This is a genomic window from Alkalihalophilus sp. As8PL, from assembly GCF_040939795.1.
Taxonomy (GTDB): domain Bacteria; phylum Bacillota; class Bacilli; order Bacillales; family Bacillaceae_D; genus Alkalihalophilus; species Alkalihalophilus lindianensis.
In genome coordinates this window covers 2,716,818-2,738,011 of record NZ_CP162551.1, presented here as the reverse complement: position 1 = coordinate 2,738,011, position 21,194 = coordinate 2,716,818, and the positions used below count along the sequence as shown (strand labels likewise).

Below are 21,194 nucleotides of genomic sequence, written 5' to 3'. Positions count from 1 at the left end.
ACATTAACATGAAAAATCCTCTTTATTTATTACTTTCTCTGTTCACCTCAAAAAATGTTTGCTTTTTCACTCCGGCTGTTTCAGTCACATAAGAAGCCTCAATCACAGCACTTGAGTCAACAGACATTACGACTTCTTTTAGCTTTGGATACATAAAACGATTTGTAATGCAGTAAATGAGTAAACGCTCATCACCCGTATAGCCACCTTGTCCATACAAATAGGTAATTTGGACATCTAGCTCTTCGATCAATTTCGCTCCCACTTCATGAGGAGCATCAGAGATAATCATGACCGATTTCCCCTGATTTAAGCCATCTAGCACAAAATCAATTAGCTTTGATACGATATAAAAAACAGCAATACTAAACATCGCTTGTTCAAGAGAAAATACAAAAGCTGCACCCGTTAAGATAATGGCATTGACTCCTAACAGAAACGTACTAATAGGAATGTGAAATTTCCGTTGAGCCCAAATCGCAATCATCTCTGTTCCGTCAACTGCTCCACCTGCCTTCACAACCAGCCCAACGCCCAAACCAAGCATGAGGCCTCCATATAACACAATTAACACTTCAGAAGAGGTAATGGCTTGCATAGGAGCTAGGAGCGATAAGGCAATGGTTGTCACGACATTCGCATATAATGTCCGAATAACAAAGCGCTTCCCCATGAACTTACCACAAAATAGCAGCGCGGGAATATTCAACCCAACATACACAAGCCATATAGGTAAACCAAACATTGAATTACCCATAATTGCAAGTGCTGTAACCCCGCCATCAACTAAACTGTTTGGAGCTAGGATCAGCTCTAACCCTGCCGCCACAATAACGGCTCCTACTGTTAAAATCAAATAATCAATCAGTTTCTTCATCCAATTCTCCCCAAAACCTTTATAACACCAATTTTAACACACGACAAACAAATAAGAATACTCATACAACTTAGAAGAAAAGCGGAGATGCCTCGTTTAGGTATGATGGCGATGGAGCTTCGGCTATTTACCTTTTTCACAATAAAAAAAGTTGCCGCAAACACAGCAACTTCTTATTCATCATGCCACACCCAAGTAAACAGTTTATTGTCATCGTTCATATAGCGTATATCGACCTTTTCAATATCGGGGTGATGTTGTTTTAGTTCACGTACGATATCTTCTATTTTAGAGTTTTCATTTAATTTTATAAGAGTGAGAAGCTCCAATACCTTTTGCTTAGCCTCTTCCCCTCTTACAACATGACGCCCTTCTTCGTATTCATAATGATGAGGGTTATCATATTCATACTCATAGGTTACATCATTTTCAAGTATCGTTACCCGAAGCGAGGAAGCGCTCATTACACCCGAAGCAGAGATCGTAGTTGCTAGTAACAAGCTAATTAACAACGCATATCCGCCTGCAAAAATCGATTGTTTTCTCATATAGTCATCACCTCACCTTTAATGTGTGATGACCGGTGGAAAATTATACAAAATTTTAGCGGTATCGATGTATAACATCTACGCCTCCAGTAACTTCAACAACAGTTCCAGTTACCATATCAGCATTTTCTTCACATAAAAATAGCACAGTTCTTGCTATATCTTCACCTGTACCAGAGCGACCAATTGGAGTATCAGCGTCAGGATGTTCTCTTGCTTCTTGAATAGTTGATTCTTTCATTTCACCTAAGATGTTCCCTGGACATACCATATTTGCCGTAATTCCATACTCTGCTTCTTCTATTGATATAGTTTTCATTAATGAAACCAATCCTACTTTTGCTGCAGCATAGGCAGAACGATAAATCCATCCTGGTGCACTATTCGCCCCTTGAAACCCATACATAATAATACGTCCGTATTGTTGTTCACGCATAACTGGAACCACTTTTTTTAACAAATGGTACACTGCGCTTAAGTTACCTTCGATCATCTCATACCATTCATCTTCACCATAATCGACCAATTTTTTTCGTTCAAAAACATAGGGGCCGGCGTTATTAATCAAAATATCTATTTTCCCAAATTGAGCTAACGTCTCGTTTACAACTCGTTCAATGTCTTCTTTTTTTGTAACATCTGCTTGCACAAATTGTAATCTGTCACCCGCATCAGTCCACTTCATTTTCATCTTTTCGACTGCTTGTTCGTCGCTTCTATATGTAACCGTCACAGAATACCCGTTTTTTAATAATGATTCTGTAACTTGAACACCTAATCCCTTTGACCCTGCAGTAATTAATGCATGCCTCATTGAGCATCCCCCATTCAAATCAAGCTAGTAAATTGATCATACTACGTATCAAAATCGTTGTAAAAAAACACGCTGGTTTATCTACAAACGTTCGACTTTCATAGGGAATATCCTCCTACTAAAAGAAGCACGCCTCTCCAACTTTGTAAGAGGCGTGCTTCTATCGTTTAGTTAGTCAAATTCTGGTCATCCTGCTGCTTTTCATGTTGTTCTTGCTCCGCTTTAGGAGTTTCATTCGTCCCTGCGTAGTAGGCGTTCATTACTTGGTCATGAACAGTATTGACTCCTTCTTGATCATATAAAGAATTGGACAACTTATGCTCTTTCATTTAAGTCACTCTCCCTCAGTGGCATGTATTTCATACCTAGTATGAGCGACTTCAATAGATTTTATGACGAAACAAGGCTTTCTTCTTTTACATGTAATAAGTGATCTGCTTTCTTTAAAGCAAGCTTCACTTGCTCAAAGCCTGTTCCCCCCGCGCTATTGCGGCGAGCAACTACCGTTTTTGGCTGTAAAACGTCAAAGATATCTTCTTCAAATAATTCACTGGCATTTTTATATTCATCAAGAGTTAAGTCAAGCAAATAAACACCTTTTTCAATTGCGACAAGGACAAGCTTGCCGACTACTTCATGAGCTTGACGGAATGGAAGTCCTTTAGTGGCAAGGTAATCTGCAAGCTCCGTTGCATTTGAAAAATCTTGGTGAACCGCTTTTTCCATCGTGTCTGAGTTCACAGTCATCGTTTCAATCATTCCTGCAAAAATATTCAACGAACCTTTTACCGTTTCAACAGCATCGAACATACCCTCTTTATCTTCTTGCATATCTTTGTTGTAGGCTAACGGTAGTCCTTTTAACACCGTTAATAAAGAGAAAAGACTACCATATACTCGTCCTGTTTTACCACGAATCAATTCCGCCATATCAGGATTTTTCTTTTGCGGCATAATACTACTTCCAGTTGCAAAACTATCGTCCATTTCAACAAATTGAAATTCTTGTGTGGACCATAGAATTAGTTCCTCACACAAACGCGAAAGGTGCATCATCAGTGTGGCAGAAGAGCTTAGAAATTCAAGAATGAAGTCTCGGTCACTAACAGCATCAAGGCTATTCTCATAAATCCCTTCAAACCCTAATAATTCTGCTGAATATTCACGATCAATTGGAAAAGTCGTTCCAGCTAATGCTCCAGCCCCAAGTGGTGAGATATTCACACGCTTCAAACTGTCCTCATAACGACCATAATCACGTTCAAGCATCCAGAAATAAGCCATTAAATGATGAGCAAATGAAACAGGCTGAGCTCGTTGCAAATGTGTATAACCTGGGATTAACGTTTCGACATGTTGCTTTGCCTGATTAACAAGAGCTGTTTGTAAAGACTTAACAGCCTCCATAATTTCTTTCGTTTCATTACGTAAATACAAGTGCATATCCGTTGCAACTTGGTCATTTCTACTGCGACCTGTATGAAGCTTCCCCCCAACAGGGCCGATCTCATCAATTAATAGCTTTTCAAGATTTAAATGAATATCTTCATTTTGTACAGAAAACTCCAGGTCACCTGATTCTGCTTTCTTTTGCAAGGTTTTGAGCCCTTCTTTTATTAGATCCACTTCATCATTAGGTAAGATGCCACACTTACCAAGCATGGTGACGTGAGCCAAACTACCAGTAATATCTTCTTTTACTAGCTTTTGATCAAAGCCGATCGATGCACCGAATGCATCGACCCACTCTTCTGCTGTTTTAGTAAAGCGTCCTCCCCAAAGCTTGCTCACAGTGTGACTTCCTCCTTTTTCTTGTTCACAATGCTATGCACCTTGGTTGGTAAGCCCCATAATGAGATAAATCCAACAGCTGCATTGTGATCAAATTCATCGTCTGGTGTATATGTTGCAAGTTTTTCATCATATAAAGAGAATTCAGATTTACGTCCTTCAACAACCGCGTGGCCTTTAAATAATTTCACACGTACAACCCCTGTAACAGATTTTTGCGTTTCTTTTAAGAAAGCAGCAATTGCTGGTTGTAAAGGTGAGAACCAAAGTCCTTCATAAATAAGTTCAGTAAATTTCTTTTCAACTACAGGCTTAAAGTGCGCCACTTCTTTAGGTAATGTAAGATCTTCAAGTTCTTTGTGTGCTTTAATTAATGTCATAGCACCTGGACATTCATATACTTCACGAGATTTAATTCCAACAAGACGGTTCTCAACGTGATCAATACGTCCGACCCCATGCTTACCTGCGATATCATTTAGTTCTAAGATAAGATTATCTAATTGATAAGATTTACCGTTTAATGTAACCGGAACACCTTGTTCAAATCCAATCTCAATCACATCTGCTGTATCCGGTGTATTCTCAATTGAAGTCGTTAATTCATATGCGCCTTCGGGTGGTGTTGCCCATGGATCTTCTAGAACTCCACATTCATTACTACGTCCCCATAAGTTTTGATCGACTGAATACGGATTATCTAAGTTCACTGGAATCGGGATGTTATGTTGTTTTGCATATTCTATTTCTTCATCACGAGACCATGCCCACTCACGTACAGGAGCCATTACTTCTAAGTTTGGATTAAGAGCTTGAATGGATACTTCAAAACGTACTTGGTCGTTTCCTTTTCCCGTACAACCATGAGCAACTGCTGTGGCACCAGTTTGCTCGGCTATTTCAACTAGTTTTTTTGAAATGAGCGGACGAGATAGAGCAGAAACAAGTGGATATTTTTGTTCATATAATGCATGTGCTTGTAATGCTGGCAAAACAAATTCTTCTGCATATTCTTTCTTCGCATCAATCGTATACGATTGACTAGCTCCAACTTTTAATGCTTTCTCTTTTACAAAATCTAAATCTTTTCCTTCACCGACATCTAGACCTACTGCAATAACGTCATACCCCTTATCCGCTAACCACTTAATTGCTACTGATGTATCAAGACCACCCGAGTATGCTAAAACCACTTTTTTCTTTGTCATTTTCGATTCCCTCCAAATGAATATTCATACTTCCATTATTATTTTTATGCAATAAACTGTATAAAATGAGGTGATTTCTATTAATCACCCTTTGTATAAAACCAAACATCCAACTTATTAATATACAAAATACTTTACCAACGTTTTTTCATTTTGGCAAGGGGTATTTTAAATTTTTTTGTAAATTGTGTTCAAGTTACAATCTGTTCGTTACAATAAGGGAAAAGGAGTGATTAATATGGATGTCGAATTTGTTTATGACTTCCGGCTTCAAATTTCACTTCCGCGGTTTCACACAGCATGGGACGAACTTGACCAAGACCGACAAGCTCAAATTCTTCGCAGCTGGGAAGAGATACGGGGAAATATACCTGAACGTGTTAAAGAACTTGAAGTTGTCATTAATGAAAAACAAGCTGCCCTCACAGAAGAATTAAATTTTGAACGGTCATGTCATCTCAATTCGGAAATAGCTGAACTTGCATCTATTATTAATGATTTATGGATTTGGTTTAGATTAAATCCATCCCTCACTACTACAGAAAAAAGCTCGTCTTGATTATTATCAAGACGAGCTCACTGGATACTACCTATCATTCCGATCGATTAAAAGACGTTTTTGATAAAATTTATGCGCCAATTCAATGACTTGCTGAGAGAGTCTATAGTTCATACCTGCTCCAAAGGCCATCCCTACTAACGGCAGGCCTTGGATCATTCGTTTTCGAAGCATGGTAATGACAAAGCTCTTTGCAAGTTGACGAATCAAGTGCTGAAGCCATTCAGGTTCGATAATATCCTCCTTCCCTGCATAGAAAACATCATCCACTTGATGTTCATTTACATCATTCCATAACTTGTCCCACTCATGGGCTTGAAAGGCTTTTGGAAGTGTTGCTAGATGTAATAACTTTAAGGCAACAACCATCTCAATTGGCCGTTTTAAGTCAAATCCATAGATCGTAGCAATTTGTTGAACGGAACGTAAGTTAATGGCGATCGCTGCTGGAAGGTCTGCCGCTAATAGAAACATGCCCCCCATCCCCGTAAGACCACCTTGACCTAATGAGAGAAGCCTCTGTTTAGCCATTAATTGTTCTGTCATATAATCAAGCTGTTCAATCGGCAAATAACGCAAGTCTTCTAATTCATTGATTGTCGGCTCAAATACTCGTGCATATTGTAAGATTCGTTTTTTGGTCTCTTCGTGAGAACGAGTATTTTGAAGATAAGCATGCATGTGTATAAAAACATGATCAAGCTGCATAAGTACTTTTTGTTTTCGAGTATTTCCTAATTGCTCAACTAATTTATCTGACCATTTCAAATACGAATATTCGACATCTGTTGCTTCGTGAGTAAAATATGTATCTTCCCATTCAAGAATTGTTTGTAGTCGTTGTTGATCACGCACTTCTTGTTTCATTTGCTTCACCTTCTTTTAATCACTGATTCGATTAGTATTTTGGTTATACATTTTTCGTTTAAACATTGGAGAATATACCCACTCCTCCTCTGAACGCTCACTTATCATCTCTATTGCATGAAGTTTTGTATTCAATTGTTTTACTGAAGAAAAAAGTATAGCCTCGGCTGTTTTTTCAGAAACAGCACTTCCGTATCCTTTTTCAACTTCACCATTTTGACTCAACAACAAATGCTTTAATGCAACTAATTCAACATCGTCCCCCGAAATTCCTGCTTCTCTTGCTGCCTCATTAATCATCTCAATACCGAGTACTAAGTGTCCCATTAATTCCCCACTAGATGTGTAATCAGGTGCGACGACATCCCTTAATGCTTTCGTTTTCCCAATATCGCATAACATACAAGCACTTAATACAAGGTCTTGATTAATAGATGGATATAGAGGTAACAGTTGATATGCCGCTTGCGCTAATTGAACCGTTTGATGTAGCAATCCTGCATAATAAGCATGATGATAAGCTTTTGAAGCTGGGAGAGTCGTTACTTTTTCACGAATCGTACGTTCTGAGAAAATACGTCTTAATATGTTTCGTAATATTGGTGATGTTACTTCTTCCATCATCTTACGTAATTCTTGCCATAATTCTTCACGCGAAACCCCTTTTCTGGAAATGAGCTCACTTATTGAAACTGGATCGTCAGATGTCGCTAGCCGCACTCGTGATAATTTAAGTAGCTTCTTCTGGCGATACGTCACAACCATCCCTTCTCCTTTAATTAAAGACCTTGGTTGCAGCTGTTCTTTTTGCTCATTTGTAATGTCCCATAACTGTGCAGGAATTAATTCCAGGTTACGTTCAAGGAGAAAAGTTGCGAATTCACTTCCATTAGATGCTTGCTTAATTTCACGTTCGCGTATCAAAAAGAAATTTGTTAATTTATCTCCTTCTATGGCTTCTAAAAATAAACCCATGCTAACCCTCCTTCTATACATTTATTTACTTATATGTACGACACTCTATAACTATTATGATAGCGTGCTTGAATGGAGAAAGTAAACTTTTGCTTGCATATAAAAAACAACACCACTTACTGGAATGTAAGTGGTGGGTTAAAAATGGTTTATTATTGTGCAAGACGAACTGTATCGCGTGCAATCATTACTTCTTCATTCGTTGGGATAATAATAACTTTAACCGGTGAATGAGGGTAGTTAATGAACGCTTCTTTTCCACGAACTTTATTTAGGGATGGGTCCCAATAAACACCCATAAATTCTAGACCGCGAAGTACACGTTCACGGATAACATCACTATTCTCACCAATACCAGCAGTGAAGATAATTGCGTCTACACCACTCATACGAGCTGCGTACGAGCCAATATATTTGTGGATACGTGAAGTGAATACTTCAAGAGCAAGCTCAGCACGTTCGTTACCAGCTTCAGCTTCACTTTCGATATCACGTAAATCACTTGAGAAACCAGAAACACCTAGTAGACCACTCTTTTTGTTCAATGTGTCTAATACACCTGTAGCATCTTGTCCTGTTTTATCCATAATGTATGGAATTAATGCAGGATCGATGTTCCCTGAACGTGTTCCCATAGTCACACCAGCAAGTGGTGTAAAGCCCATTGATGTATCAATTGATTTTCCACCTTCAATTGCAGCAATACTCGCCCCATTACCTAAGTGACATGAAAGCAAACGAAGTTGTTCAATCGGACGATCTAATAATTCTGCCGCACGTTCTGAAACATATTTATGTGATGTTCCGTGGAAACCGTACTTACGGATCCCAAACTCTTTGTAGTAATCATAAGGCAAGCTGTATAAAAATGAGCTCTCAGGCATTGATTGATGGAAAGCTGTATCAAATACTGCTACTGCAGGTACATTTGGTAGTACTTCTTTAAATGCACGGATACCAACAATGTTTGCAGGGTTGTGAAGAGGTGCTAGTTCTGAAACTTCTTCAATTCCCGCAAGCACTTCATCTGTAATAAGAACAGAATCGTTGAATTTTTCTCCACCATGAACAACACGGTGACCAATCCCATCAATTTCATCAAGAGAAGAGATGATGCCAAGACCAGTTAACTTTTCTAATAGAATTTTAACTGCTACCGAGTGATCGGGGATTTCAGTTATTTCTTTTTGCTTTTCACCATTTACTTCAATTGTAAATACTCCGTCACCAAGACCAATACGTTCAACTAAACCTTTAGTTACTACTTCTTCTTCAGGCATTGTAAGTAATTGGAATTTTAATGATGAGCTACCAGCATTAATCGCAATAATTTTCGCCACGTTAAGACAGCTCCCTTTAACTTGAAATTTATGTCAATTGACTATCAGACTAGATATCAATACCTTTCCATTTAAGCACCCTGAAAATACGTTTTCAAGTAAAAACGGCAAATTTCGCTGTTTTTCGCCCGTATTCTTTATTTTCAGATTTGAAAACGCTTTACAAAGTTTCTTTTCTGTATGATTAACCAGACAGTTTTATTTGCTGCATCCAAAAAAATCCTGCCACCTAATAAGGTGACAGGTGGAGCTACAATCCTAATTCTGTTTTAAACCATTTATTAATTTGATCCATCATATCGGTGAGCGCCGCTTTATTCCCAAAAGAAGGTAATTCAGCTAATAAAGCTTGTTTTGGCTGAATGACATTCTCACCTTTTTTCTGAAGCATCAAAATACTCTTCCCATGGTTTTCAGCTGTAAACATCGTTTTAGGTAATTGGAGCAGCCCATGAATGGTTGTTTGTTCTTTTAAATAAGAATGAAGCTTTGGTGCTTGCTCACTCTCAAACAAGAAGTTAGGAACAATGTAGAATAAAAATCCTCCTTCTTTTACGCGATCAATTCCTTTTTCAATCATAAGATGATGACTGTATGAATGACCCTCATCTGCCTTTAATTGAAAATCTTCGGCAATCTGATCATGTGGGTAGTATCCAATCGGAAGATCAGTCACAACAAGATCAACTTCAGGGAATTCTATTGGCTGTAAAGAATCTTTATGAAATAACTCTAGTTCGATCTCTTGCAGGTTCGAACTAACAAATGCAAGATTCAATAAAGTCTCATCTACCTCAAATCCAAAACCTTTCGCTGGATTGGCAGATTGATTAAGTAAAGCTGTGATCAGATTACCTGATCCTACTGCTAAATCTAACACAGAATAGCCCTGTGAAGACTTAGCCATTACTTTATTAACAAGATAACTTAAAAATAAACAAACAGCGTCTGGTGTCATGGAATGATTAGGTTGGGTGGCCCCTTTCATTCCTTTTAATACAGTTAGCTGAAAGGCTTTACGAATATCTTCTTTTGTCAGTTCCTCTAAGGGAACCTGACGCATAAGATTATAAAGTCGATCCTTTACTTCAGGTATGACAACCTGAACGACTTCACCTTGAAATAAGTTTTCTCCCATTTCAGCAAGACCTTCTAAATAAGTGAAAGATTCATGTTCCTCTAGCAATGTAGCTCCTTTATCTAGAAAAACAAAAAGCTCCTCCATTTTCGAGTTCATTACGCTCATTCTATCCACTCCTATCTTAAAAAAAGGCCACCCCTAGAAAATAAATAGGGTGGACCCTTTTCATCTAAAACCATTATTTTGCTTCTTTAGCTGCGTTAATTGCCGCCTCATAATCAGGGTGGTTAGTCGCTTCTGACACATACTCGGCATAGGTTACTTCGTCATTTGAATCAATAACAAACACCGCACGAGCTAGAAGGCGAAGTTCCTTAATTGCTACACCGAATGCTTGTCCAAAAGATAGCTCGCGGTGATCTGACAATGTTTGAACATTTTCAATTCCCGCTGCTGCACACCAACGCTTTTGAGCGAATGGTAAGTCAACGCTAATCGTTAAAATTTCTACATTCGAAAGCGATGCAGCTTCTTCATTAAAACGACGTGTTTGTTGATCACATACACCCGTATCAATAGATGGAACAACACTGATCAAACGGACTTTCCCCTTTGAATCAGCTAAAGTAACTTCAGATAAGTCATTTGCTAACACTTTAAATTCTGGAGCTTTTTCCCCTACTTTTACTTCGTTGCCAAGTAGTGTAACAGGATTTTCTTTAAATGTAATTTGCGCCATTATTTTACCCTCCTAGAGTCGTTCCTAATTATGTACGTATTCATCATACACGAGCGTAATAAGAAAATTCAAGTGAGAGCGTGGTCAAGACTCCTATCTTCAATACTTTTGACACAAAAAAAGAATGGGATATCCCATTCTTAGATTGGCGGTTGATCACTTCGTTGTTGATAATTCATATTTGGGTTGTATGATTGATTTGTTGATTGATTATTATGATTTTGGTTTGAATTCGCTTTAATCATTTGTTGAATTTTATCCACTACTTGAGGGGCAAAATCTAATAACTTTTCATACAAATGCGTGCTACTATCAAGGTGAACCATTTTCACTCCTGCACTGCTTACGACTAAGAATGCAATTGGCGTAATTGATACGCCACCACCACTACCACCACCAAATGGGTGTTTGTTCGATTGCCCTTCAGAAGACGATGAGCGGTGCTGTTCAATTACAAATTCACTACCACCTGCCGCAAAGCCAAAACCTACTTTAGATACTGGCATAATGACACTTCCATCAGGCGTTTCAACTGGATCCCCGATAATCGTGTTCACATCCACCATCTCTTTAAGATTTTCCATAGCAGTCTTCATTAGTCCTTGAATTGGATGATCAGACATAACATTTCCTCCTTAACCTCTTACATATTTCGATTTCGCCAAGCTTGATGGTCTTGTGTCCATTTAGGTCGACGCTTCCAATGCCTTACGATCAAAAGACCTACAAAAATAGCATGCCCGATACGAAAAGTAAACATGCAAGAAAAATATGTATGTGAGACAACTGCTTGAAAATGTGGCGTCACTGAAAGATTTGGCATCTTATGCATTTTGACGTGATTGCCCACTAAACCGACAATCGATCCCTTTAGTGACCAAACCACCCCTGCAACAGACCCTGTAAATGCAGCATCACCCACTCCAACCTCTGAATACCAGTCGAACTTATAAAAATGAATATGACGAAGAAACCGACGAACAATACGGTTTAACCCTACAATATGTCTGATCCATCGCTCTGCTAAATGGATATCATGAATAATGGTTTGGATCGTTATTTTCTTATCTTTTTTACTCTTAGATCCAGCTAGATTTTCTTCTTCCTCTACGATAATAGCCGGTGAATCATCATTTAGTTTAATAAGTGGAGCCTCGAATGCATAAACACGCATCCACCAAAGATAGACATCTACCTTTAATAAGTCATCGTCAATATTATGTTTATAGGTCATCTCTATTTTTATTTTTGTCACTAAAAGAATAATGAAAAGTACGACTAAAATGCCAAGTATAATGAGTAACCAAGTCATCATGAACTCCCTTTGTGGAAATAGTTGATTATTATAGGGTTTCCTTCCAAATAAAAAATAAACCTGCTATATACATAGTCAGGTTTATCTCTCACTTACCGTTCATGAATAACATAAGAATTGGCAATCATATCATGTAACCCTTGCTTTTTTGAGGTGAAAGCAATCGTAATATACAGGATATATAATAGACCGAAGGATTGGTGAAGGATTCTTCCTACCCCTTCACGAAATAAAACGTCTTTCCAACTAAGTAATGTTCCTTCCGTTGTAACAACTCGCAGACCAAAAACCATTTTACCAATCGTTGCCCCGTAATATTTCGTCATGAGGGCGAAATAAGCAAAGAAAAATAAAGCCGAAACGATAAAATCAACTACTCCATACATAGCACCCAAAGTATAGCGGATGTCTGTTAAATTTAGAATCGGTCCGAGAAGTAACCAGCGAAAGGATAATAGCATAAGACTATCTAAAGTAAAAGCCCATAACCTCATCCAAAAGCCAGCATAATAATGGTCTAGCTCTTTTTCTACTTCAGCATGTTGTACAGGTTCTTCTTGAATCGGTCGTTCTTGCCTTAGCTTTCTCTGCTGGAGTAAGCGAGCTCTTCTAGGACGAGACCCACGGTTAATCATTCCTTGTTCCAATGTGATCCCTCCTATTCTGTATATAAGTACTTCAATGTTGGGGCACGACGTTCAGTTAACAATTGCTCTAGACCAGCTAACTCATTATTAGAAGAAAGTAATTGAGATACAGACATTGAAAATAAATTGAACAATCCTGTGTCTGCTTCATATTTAATTACACTATAATCAGCACCTAAATCTGCTTTCATCAGGGAAACCGTATCGTCTAAACTCCCAAGCTCATCAACTAAATCAAGCTCTAATGCTTGTGTTCCACTGTAAATTCTACCATCAGCAAGTTCACGTACCTCGCTCTCAGACATGTCACGACCTTCAGAAATAATACGAACAAACTCATCATAAGATTCGTCTATTAAAGACTGTAAAATTTCTCGATCTCCATCCGTCATTTCACGGGTTGCTGACATAATATCCTTGTACTCACCACTTTTAATCGTATTAAATGTGATGCCGTAATTCTCAGCAAGTTCAGCAATATTAATGGATTCCATAATAACCCCTAGAGAACCAGTAATCGTTTGCGGGCTGGCAACAATTTTATCTGCAGGTGCTGCTATGTAATATCCACCAGAAGCTGCCATGCTCCCCATTGAAATATAAATAGGGGTATTATACTCTTCTTTCGCTTCAAGGATTTTCTCGTGAATCTCTGCACTTTCCACAACACCGCCACCTGGTGTGTTGACTCGTATTATAATCCCCTCAACAGATGAATCTTTCGCTGCATGCTCAATTTGAGATAAGAAAGCTTTATGTCTGTATCCTTGAGCATCAAAAATACTAACAGCATCCCCCGTATCTTGTATCACGCCATTTAATTCAAGAACGACAATAGATCCTCCAGCGTCTTCTCCTTGTTCAATGACTCTCTCGGCCCAACCATGTTCACTTGCTCCAAACATTTGTTCAAAGTCCGAACCAGCTTGAGAGGTTGCAACATTTACTCCAACAGCTGCTACAACTAACATGAGCGCTGCAATTAGTGCTAACCATCGTTTTCGACTCATTTCTACACTCCTCTATGTAATTTAGTTACTTCCCGAATACATTTTGATTCTTTTCCTAAACAAAGGTTATGATAACATAGAACACTGTAAAATTTCATATCTAAAGGAATAGATTTCCTCAAAAAAACCATTTTGATTTCAGAAAGGATGTTTAGAATGATCTCACGGAAAAACCTTTACTTCTTTTACAAACAAACACCCGACATGCAAGAAATAGTCACCCCATTAGAAGATCTCGCAGAAGAAAATGGTTTTCATCTTGTCCATACGATAGACGAAGCAAATATTATTGTCAGTGTTGGTGGAGATAATGCATTCTTACAAGCAACACGAAAAACTGGATTCAGAGACGACTGTCTCTACATTGGTGTCAATACAGATCAACTTGGCTTCTATACCGATTTTACTATTAGTGATCAAAAGCGTATGATTCAGGCCATGAAAAATGATGAAGTAGAGGTCCGTCGCTACCCTGTTCTTGAGGTTACAATCGATAATGAGAAACCTATTTTTTGTTTAAATGAATGCTCCATACGTTCAAACGTTATTAAAACGTTTGTGATTGATGTAGTGATTGATGAGTTTCCTTTTGAAACATTTAGAGGAGATGGAATGATTGTCTCTACACCTACTGGTAGTACCGCATATAATAAGTCTGTAAGAGGCGCAGTCATTGATCCAACCTTACCTTCAATGCAAGTGAGTGAACTCGCTTCTTTAAATAATAATCAATACCGTACGCTTGGAACCTCTTTTGTGCTTGGCCCTGACCGTAAACTTCTTTTAAATGTCGTACAAGACGGCAATGACCACCCTATTATCGGTGCTGATAATGAAGCATTGAGCATTCGCCATGCTAAACAAATCAGCATCAAGCTTGCCGATCGTCATATAAAAGTATTGAAACTAAAGTCGAATTCCTTTTGGCAAAAAGTTCAGCGCAATTTTTTATAAGCTAAAAAGCAGAGCTTTTCACTCTGCTTTTATCACTTCTTCATTACGGTTATACATAATCGTATTATCCACAACCGTCATCAGTACATTGGTGCGAAGAGCCTTGTCAGGGTCACCATCAAATAAATCCTCGTCTAAAACCGTAAAATCAGCTACGAATCCTGATGCAATGACTCCACGGGTCTCTTCTTTTTCAATAGCTGTTGCACTACCTTGCGTAAATAATTTTATCGCTTCAAACATCGATAATTTCTGATCAGGTAAGTAGCCGCTATGTGTTTCGCCTGGTTTTTTTCTTGTCACGGCTGCATGAATTCCCAGTAATGGATCAACTGGCTCGATTGGCGCATCAGACCCTCCTGCACAAACTAAGCCTGAATCGAGTAATCTTTTCCAAGCAAATGAATAAGGTAAGCGAACTTCCCCTAACCTTTCCATCACCCAAGGAAAATCAGCTGCAACAAACCGAGGCTGAATATCAAGGACAACTCTTATATTCTTTAAACGCTTAAGTATTTCCTCATTAACCACTTGGACATGAATAAGCCTATCCCGACCATTTGTACACGGATGCTTTTCAATGGCTCCAATAGCGAGGTGGAGGGCTTCATCCCCAATGGTATGGATAGCGACAGGCATATCCTCCTCTCTTGCTTTTTTAACCAACCTCTCTAATTCCTCTTGTTGATGCATCGCTACCCCATTTGTTCTAGGGTCATCTGTATATGGAGCGCTTAGCAATGCCGTCCTTCCACCCAAGGCTCCATCGGCAAATATTTTCATAGCACCTAACTCAATAAAAGGAGTAACATCTCCTTTTTTATGACCTGTCTCTTTCATTTCACTTATCGCTTCATGATGAACGAGTAGGTGAGCTCTGAACTTAATATTGTCTCCATCAATAACTTGTTTAAAAGCATCTAGCGTCTCTTTAAATCCACCATAATAATGGAGATCTTCTGTATGCCCCCCAACTAGTCCCAATCGAAGCATATCCTTTGTTGCTTTTTTTAATGCACGTTCCACATACTGTTTTCCCACTGGGGGTATGACTGACTTCACTAACTCTGTAGCAGCATCAAGTAAATAACCTGTCGGCTTCCCATCAGCATCTCTAACAATGACACCACCTTCAGGGTTTGGCGTATCTTTTGTTATGCCTGCTAGAGCTAAAGCTTTTGAATTCACAAGTGCTGCATGTCTACAAATTCGTGTTAAATACATCGGATGTTCGGTAGTAATATCATCTAGCTCACTACGATGAAAAATCTTTCGGTCAACAAAATTATTCTCATTCCAACCCTCTGCAAAGACCCATTCCCCCATTGGTGTCTCTCTTACTTCTTCTGCTAATTGTTCACTCATTTCGCTTGCTGAATGTGTTTCTGATAAATCCAAACGTATAAGACGTTCCCCATGTCCTACCATATGTAAGTGGCTATCTACAAATCCAGGGTAAACATATCCACCTTCTACATCTATACTCTCTTTCATTCGCTCCCGATAACGAGATATGAGCTCATCCTTACTGCCACTATCTACAATAACGCCGTCTTCTACATAGACCGCTTCAACCTTTTCTTGTTCTTCTTTCATCGTAAAGAACGTTCCATTCCACCAAAGAGTGCCCAAATTGCATCCCCCTATCTTTCAACTCTTTTACTTAGCTTCATTTACTTGATACTATCCTGACAGAAAATTTACGAAGTTGCAATTTAACTGTGCTTATCGATTTAAAAAAGCATGACTCATTTGAGCCATGCTTTTCACCTTTCCTATCCTGTACGAGCGCTCGCTCACTATGAAATACGCAGAATTCTTCTTTTTTAAGCTTCAGTATATTTTGCTTTCTCTTGTTGACGAAGTTCGATACGTCTAATTTTTCCTGACGTCGTTTTCGGTAATTCTTGCAGAAACTCAATTTTTCTTGGGTATTTATAAGGAGCGGTCATAACCTTTACATGCTCTTGTAATTCAGCAATCAACTGATCATTTCCAGCCTCGTTTTGATCTCTTAGAACAACGAATGCCTTAACAACATTTCCTCTAATTTCATCTGGTGATGCAACAACCGCACATTCTTTTACGGCCGGATGTTTCGTCAGAGCGTCTTCTACTTCAAATGGTCCAATGGTATATCCAGAGCTGATAATAATATCATCACTACGACCTTCAAACCAGAAGTAACCATCTTCATCTAATTTTGCTTGATCGCCAGTGATATAGTAGTCTCCTCTGTAAGCCATTGCAGTACGCTCTGGATCCTTATAATATTCACGGAATAACGCTGGTGCACTCTTGTGAATGGCGATATCTCCTACTTCACCTGCTTTAACTGGAACCCCATTCTCATCGACGATTGCCACTTCATTTCCTGGTGTTGGTTTACCCATAGAACCAGGTTTAATTTCCATCCCTTGAAGTGTACCGATTAATAATGTATTCTCCGTTTGACCATAACCATCACGAACATCTACATTAAATGCACGCTTAAATGTTTCGATCACTTGACGATTTAATGGTTCCCCAGCTGATACAGTACTTCGTAACTCAGGTAATGTATAACTATCAATTGACTCAACTTTAGCCATTAATCGATACTCTGTCGGCGTACAACATAGTACGTTAATCTTTTCATCTTCTAGACGTTGTAAATACTCATTAGGATCAAAACGTCCATGATATACATATGCTGTTGCGCCTACACCAATTGTTGAAAGAAACGGACTCCAAATCCATTTTTGCCAACCCGGTGCAGCTGTTGCCCATACTTTATCTCCTTCTTGTACATCAAGCCACATTTTAGAAGCCACTTGAAGATGAGCGTAAGACCAACCATGAGTATGTACAACTGCTTTTGGATTTCCTGTTGTACCTGACGTGTAAGGAAGAAAAGCAAGTTCATCTCTTTTTGTTTGTGCACCTTCATAGTAATCGCTTTCATTTTTAGCTTCTTCAATAAGATCAACCCAACCATCTAATGATTGTCCAATAATTAATTTTGTTTGAAGAGTAGGTGTTGTGTCACCTAACGATTGAACTTCATCCGTAAACCCTGTGTAAGCAATAATTGCTTTTGCTTCAGCATGGTTAATGCGATATGCTAAATCCTTTGCTCTTAACATTTCTGAACAAGGAATGATAACAAGTCCTGCTTTCAAGCACGCAAGGTATGAGAAGTAGGCCTCAGGGACTCTAGGTAAAATAAGTAGAACCTTGTCACCTTGTTTTAATCCTTGACTTAACATAGCATTTGCAAAACGATTTGTGTGAGCTACCAATTCAGGGTATGAGATAATGCGACGGTTGTTCTTATCATCTGACCAATCAATTGCTATGCGGTCCTCATCTTTCGCATAACGTTCTACTTCGTGTGCTAAATTGTAAATGTCTGGTGCAATAAGCTGTTCTCGTTCCATAATCATCCTCCTCAATTATACATACATGATGCCAAGTTCATAAAACAGGACTTTTCTACTCACTATGTCCTCGTCACCATTATACAGAAAAAAATGATTTTTTTGAATATTATTTTATAACAAAAATAAAAGAGGACGGGTAAACCGTCCTCTTTATGCCATCATATGGAATTAACGTTGTTGTCCGCCGAATTGTTGTTCAGCCATTTGAACTAGACGTTTAGTGATTTCACCACCTACAGATCCGTTAGCGCGAGCTGTAGCATCAGGTCCTAATTGTACACCAAACTCAGAAGCGATTTCATACTTCATTTGATCAAGTGCTTGTTGTACGCCAGGTACTACAAGTTGATTTGAGCTGTTGTTGTTAGCCATGTGTCTCACCTCCTTCTGTACTAATAGAATGAGTCACATGGCTAGTTTACATGCACGTTATTTTATGGTAATTACTGAGAGAAATATTGAAAGTTTGTAAATGTTAAAACAAATCCTCAATCTCTTTTTCCACTTTGTTTACATTAGAGATTTGAATCGATTCCGTTCTATTAACAGCATCATCTATATAATGATCGACTTCTAAATACTTCTCGAATTTATTAGCATGCTCTCTTTTAGGTCGCGTTTTTGAATCTGGCGGCAAAAAGATCGTACAGCAATCTTCAAAAGGTAAGATCGACGTCTCATACGTATCAATTTTTTTAGCAATATCGATTACTTCGAGTTTATCCATTGTCACCAAAGGACGAATAATTGGTAAATTCGTTACTTCATTTATTGTGTTCATGCTGTGAAGAGTTTGACTAGCAACTTGTCCTAAGCTTTCGCCAGATGCAATCGCTAAAATTCCCCGCTCTTGTGCGATTCGTTCACTTATCCTCAACATCATTCTTCTCATTAGTGTCATTTGATAATTACTTGGAGCTTCTTTGTGAAGATGTTGTTGGATATCTGTAAAAGGAACCAAATGCAGCCTAATACTTGAACCGAACTTAGTTAATCTTTTCGCTAGTTCCTTTACTTTTTCTTTTGCTCGCTCATTGGTATAGGGTGGGCTATGAAAATGAATGGCTTCCAGTCTGGCACCACGCTTCATCGTTAAGTAACCAGCAACTGGACTATCAATTCCTCCTGATAACATTAACAATACCTTTCCACCAGTACCTACAGGTAATCCACCAGCTCCTGGATATTGACCAAATGTCAAATACGTAGCAGCCTCACGCACTTCAACTCGTATGTCTAGGTCTGGATTGTGGACATCAACACTGATATCGTCAGACTGACTGAGCACATAACCACCAATCTTTTGATTCAGTGCTTGAGAATCAATAGGAAATGGCTTGTAAGCGCGCTTTGAAGTTATTTTAAATGTTTTTATACCTTCATTGGCTTGTTGTTCTTTTAAAATACCTAAAGCAGCATTCTTCATCTCATCAACATCATTTTCTACTTTTAATGCAAGACTGAAAGAGTGAATTCCAAAAATAAATGATAACTTCTCCATAATAGGTTCATGATTTAAACCGTTTAATTCAATGATAATCCTTCCGTACGTACGTTTAAATGTAAGCCCTGAAAACTCTTTTAATGTGAACTTCATATTTTGAAGCAATTGTTTTTCAAAAAAAGAACGATTCTTTCCTTTTAAGGCAAGCTCTCCAAATCGGATTAGGATATGATTGTATTCCATTTTATTTCTTAACCCCCAATAGTGTTGGTATGATTTTTTTCAATTCTTGTATGAAAAATTGAATTTCTTGTTCCGTTGTTTCATAAGAAAGACTTACTCGAATGGCACTACTTGCTGCATGATTATCTTTTCCCATTGATAGTAAAACACGACTAGGTTCAGCCAATTTAGAAGAACAGGCTGATTTGGTGGAAACATATATCTTCTTCTGCGCTAATGATTGAATTAACACTTCTGGCTTTATCGAGTCTACTGAAAAATTAATAATATGATGAGCGACACCATTAAGAGGACTATTCATAGTCACCCCTTCAATTTTAGGAAGAGTATGAATAAGTTTCGAATGTAGCTTCACTAAATCAGCTCGTCCCTCTTTCGCTTTTTCCATTTCTATTCTCAGTGCTTTAGCCATAGCCACTGCTCCAGCTACATGCTCTGTCCCGGAACGCATCTGCATCTCTTGAACACCACCATGTATTTGTGGCTTCAACCTCACTCCATCTCGTACATAGAGCAGTCCACTTCCACGAACCCCGTGAAATTTATGAGCTGAAGCTGTTAATAAATCAATTTTAGCTTTTTTGATATTTAACGGTACTTTGGTTATACCTTGAACATCATCTACATGAAAGCGCACTTGTGGATATTTACTTAACAGCCGGCCTATTTTTTCGATAGGCTGAATCGTCCCTGTTTCATTATTTACATGAATGATGGAAACAAGGATTGTCTCCTTGCGAATGGACTGTTCTAACTCCTCTAGTGAAATCCTTCCATCACTGTCTACTTTTAAATAAGTAACCTCAAACCCTGCTTGTTCGAGTTCTTTATACGTTTCATATGAAGATGCATGCTCCACTTCCGTCGTAATCAAATGACGGCCTTTAGATTTCTTATGTGAAGCTGTGCCTTTAATCGCTAAATTATTCCCTTCTGTTCCTCCAGAAGTAAATAGAATTTCTTTTGCGCCAACTTGTAGTTGACTTGCAATTGCAGTTCGTGCTTTTGTTAGTAATCCCTCTGCCTCCATACCTAGAGTGTGAAGAGAAGATGGATTCCCAAAAAAATCGTACGAAACCTTAATATATGTGTCTAAAACTTCCTTGTGAGGTCGTGTTGTGGCGCTATTATCAAGATAAATCATTGAGTGATTACCCCTTTAATCATGATCTTTCTTAACCAATTCTCATGTATGCATCAATATATCTTAGCACAAAATGTTTAAATGACAAGCAAGAATATGAGTAATGAAAAATAGAATTAACTTTATTAAAAAACTGATTATTCTTTCTTTTTTAAAACTATTCAACAATTCGCAACATTTATGATACGATAAGCGACGGTAAGAAAATGATATACA

22 protein-coding genes are annotated in these 21,194 nt (G+C 38.4%); 2 read left to right on the top strand and 20 right to left on the bottom strand.

From position 1 onward, the window contains the following. Positions 1-22 precede the first annotated feature (22 nt). The 6 genes from AB3N04_RS15310 to AB3N04_RS15285 all read right to left on the bottom strand — a co-directional run bounded on the left by AB3N04_RS15310 (position 23) and on the right by AB3N04_RS15285 (position 5,238). The gene (locus AB3N04_RS15310; RefSeq protein ID WP_317121993.1) at positions 23-877 is read right to left on the bottom strand and encodes a YitT family protein; all 855 of its coding nucleotides are present in this window, start codon (positions 875-877) and stop codon (positions 23-25) included. Between the two features lie 173 nt (positions 878-1,050). Next, positions 1,051-1,425 (bottom strand): hypothetical protein, encoded by a 375-nt coding sequence (locus tag AB3N04_RS15305; protein ID WP_368503561.1) that lies wholly within the window; start codon positions 1,423-1,425, stop codon positions 1,051-1,053. 55 nt (positions 1,426-1,480) lie between these two features. After that, entirely contained in the window at positions 1,481-2,239 is a 759-nt protein-coding gene (locus tag AB3N04_RS15300; protein ID WP_368503560.1) for an SDR family oxidoreductase, read from the bottom strand. A 167-nt stretch (positions 2,240-2,406) separates the two neighbouring features. Then, a complete protein-coding gene (locus AB3N04_RS15295) occupies positions 2,407-2,568 on the bottom strand; it encodes a hypothetical protein (protein WP_368503559.1) in 162 nt (53 codons plus the stop codon). 61 nt (positions 2,569-2,629) lie between these two features. Then, positions 2,630-4,030 (bottom strand): argininosuccinate lyase, encoded by a 1,401-nt coding sequence (gene argH, locus AB3N04_RS15290; protein WP_368503558.1) that lies wholly within the window; start codon positions 4,028-4,030, stop codon positions 2,630-2,632. Then, entirely contained in the window at positions 4,027-5,238 is a 1,212-nt protein-coding gene (locus tag AB3N04_RS15285) for an argininosuccinate synthase (RefSeq protein WP_368503557.1), read from the bottom strand. The genes argH and AB3N04_RS15285 overlap by 4 nt, the downstream gene beginning before the upstream one ends. Positions 5,239-5,476: 238 nt before the next feature. Here AB3N04_RS15285 and AB3N04_RS15280 point away from each other — a divergent pair, with 238 nt between their 5' ends. After that, positions 5,477-5,797 carry a hypothetical protein gene (locus tag AB3N04_RS15280; RefSeq protein WP_368503556.1) on the top strand — a complete coding sequence of 107 codons (321 nt, stop codon included), beginning with the start codon at positions 5,477-5,479 and terminating at the stop codon, positions 5,795-5,797. A 27-nt stretch (positions 5,798-5,824) separates the two neighbouring features. Here AB3N04_RS15280 and AB3N04_RS15275 read toward each other — a convergent pair whose 3' ends face one another. From AB3N04_RS15275 to sppA, 9 genes are all read right to left on the bottom strand, one after another. After that, positions 5,825-6,664, bottom strand: a complete 840-nt coding sequence (locus tag AB3N04_RS15275) for an EcsC family protein (RefSeq protein ID WP_368503555.1) — start codon at positions 6,662-6,664, stop codon at positions 5,825-5,827. Positions 6,665-6,679: 15 nt separating this feature from the next. Continuing rightward, positions 6,680-7,639 carry a CMP-binding protein gene (locus tag AB3N04_RS15270; RefSeq protein WP_368503554.1) on the bottom strand — a complete coding sequence of 320 codons (960 nt, stop codon included), beginning with the start codon at positions 7,637-7,639 and terminating at the stop codon, positions 6,680-6,682. A gap of 152 nt (positions 7,640-7,791) precedes the next feature. After that, positions 7,792-8,979, bottom strand: a complete 1,188-nt coding sequence (locus tag AB3N04_RS15265) for an acetate kinase (RefSeq protein WP_317121984.1) — start codon at positions 8,977-8,979, stop codon at positions 7,792-7,794. 250 nt (positions 8,980-9,229) lie between these two features. Continuing rightward, positions 9,230-10,225: a class I SAM-dependent methyltransferase gene (locus AB3N04_RS15260; RefSeq protein ID WP_368503553.1), complete on the bottom strand. Its 996-nt coding sequence runs from the start codon at positions 10,223-10,225 to the stop codon at positions 9,230-9,232. 73 nt (positions 10,226-10,298) lie between these two features. Continuing rightward, positions 10,299-10,799: a thiol peroxidase gene (gene tpx / locus AB3N04_RS15255; RefSeq protein ID WP_317121982.1), complete on the bottom strand. Its 501-nt coding sequence runs from the start codon at positions 10,797-10,799 to the stop codon at positions 10,299-10,301. Positions 10,800-10,939: 140 nt separating this feature from the next. Next, complete coding sequence (gene ytfJ, locus AB3N04_RS15250; protein ID WP_368503552.1) at positions 10,940-11,422, bottom strand: GerW family sporulation protein; 483 nt, start codon at positions 11,420-11,422, stop codon at positions 10,940-10,942. Positions 11,423-11,442: 20 nt separating this feature from the next. After that, positions 11,443-12,114, bottom strand: a complete 672-nt coding sequence (locus tag AB3N04_RS15245; protein WP_368503551.1) for a DUF2953 domain-containing protein — start codon at positions 12,112-12,114, stop codon at positions 11,443-11,445. 92 nt (positions 12,115-12,206) lie between these two features. Continuing rightward, positions 12,207-12,761: an RDD family protein gene (locus AB3N04_RS15240; RefSeq protein ID WP_368503550.1), complete on the bottom strand. Its 555-nt coding sequence runs from the start codon at positions 12,759-12,761 to the stop codon at positions 12,207-12,209. Between the two features lie 11 nt (positions 12,762-12,772). Next, a complete protein-coding gene (gene sppA, locus AB3N04_RS15235; RefSeq protein ID WP_368503549.1) occupies positions 12,773-13,771 on the bottom strand; it encodes a signal peptide peptidase SppA in 999 nt (332 codons plus the stop codon). Between the two features lie 156 nt (positions 13,772-13,927). Here sppA and AB3N04_RS15230 point away from each other — a divergent pair, with 156 nt between their 5' ends. Then, a complete protein-coding gene (locus tag AB3N04_RS15230; protein WP_368503548.1) occupies positions 13,928-14,725 on the top strand; it encodes an NAD kinase in 798 nt (265 codons plus the stop codon). 18 nt (positions 14,726-14,743) lie between these two features. On the opposite strand, the gene AB3N04_RS15225 is transcribed toward AB3N04_RS15230, so the two are convergent. The 5 genes from AB3N04_RS15225 to AB3N04_RS15205 form a co-directional block, all read right to left on the bottom strand. Beyond that, positions 14,744-16,357: an amidohydrolase gene (locus tag AB3N04_RS15225; RefSeq protein WP_368503547.1), complete on the bottom strand. Its 1,614-nt coding sequence runs from the start codon at positions 16,355-16,357 to the stop codon at positions 14,744-14,746. A gap of 194 nt (positions 16,358-16,551) precedes the next feature. Further along, the gene (locus tag AB3N04_RS15220; RefSeq protein ID WP_368503546.1) at positions 16,552-18,144 is read right to left on the bottom strand and encodes an acyl-CoA synthetase; all 1,593 of its coding nucleotides are present in this window, start codon (positions 18,142-18,144) and stop codon (positions 16,552-16,554) included. A gap of 171 nt (positions 18,145-18,315) precedes the next feature. Then, positions 18,316-18,519, bottom strand: coding sequence for an alpha/beta-type small acid-soluble spore protein (locus tag AB3N04_RS15215; protein WP_317121975.1), 204 nt, complete (start codon positions 18,517-18,519; stop codon positions 18,316-18,318). A 103-nt stretch (positions 18,520-18,622) separates the two neighbouring features. After that, a complete protein-coding gene (gene thiI, locus AB3N04_RS15210) occupies positions 18,623-19,834 on the bottom strand; it encodes a tRNA uracil 4-sulfurtransferase ThiI (protein ID WP_368503545.1) in 1,212 nt (403 codons plus the stop codon). A 1-nt stretch (position 19,835) separates the two neighbouring features. Next, positions 19,836-20,978, bottom strand: coding sequence for a cysteine desulfurase family protein (locus tag AB3N04_RS15205; protein WP_368503544.1), 1,143 nt, complete (start codon positions 20,976-20,978; stop codon positions 19,836-19,838). Between the last annotated feature and the right edge of the window lie 216 nt (positions 20,979-21,194).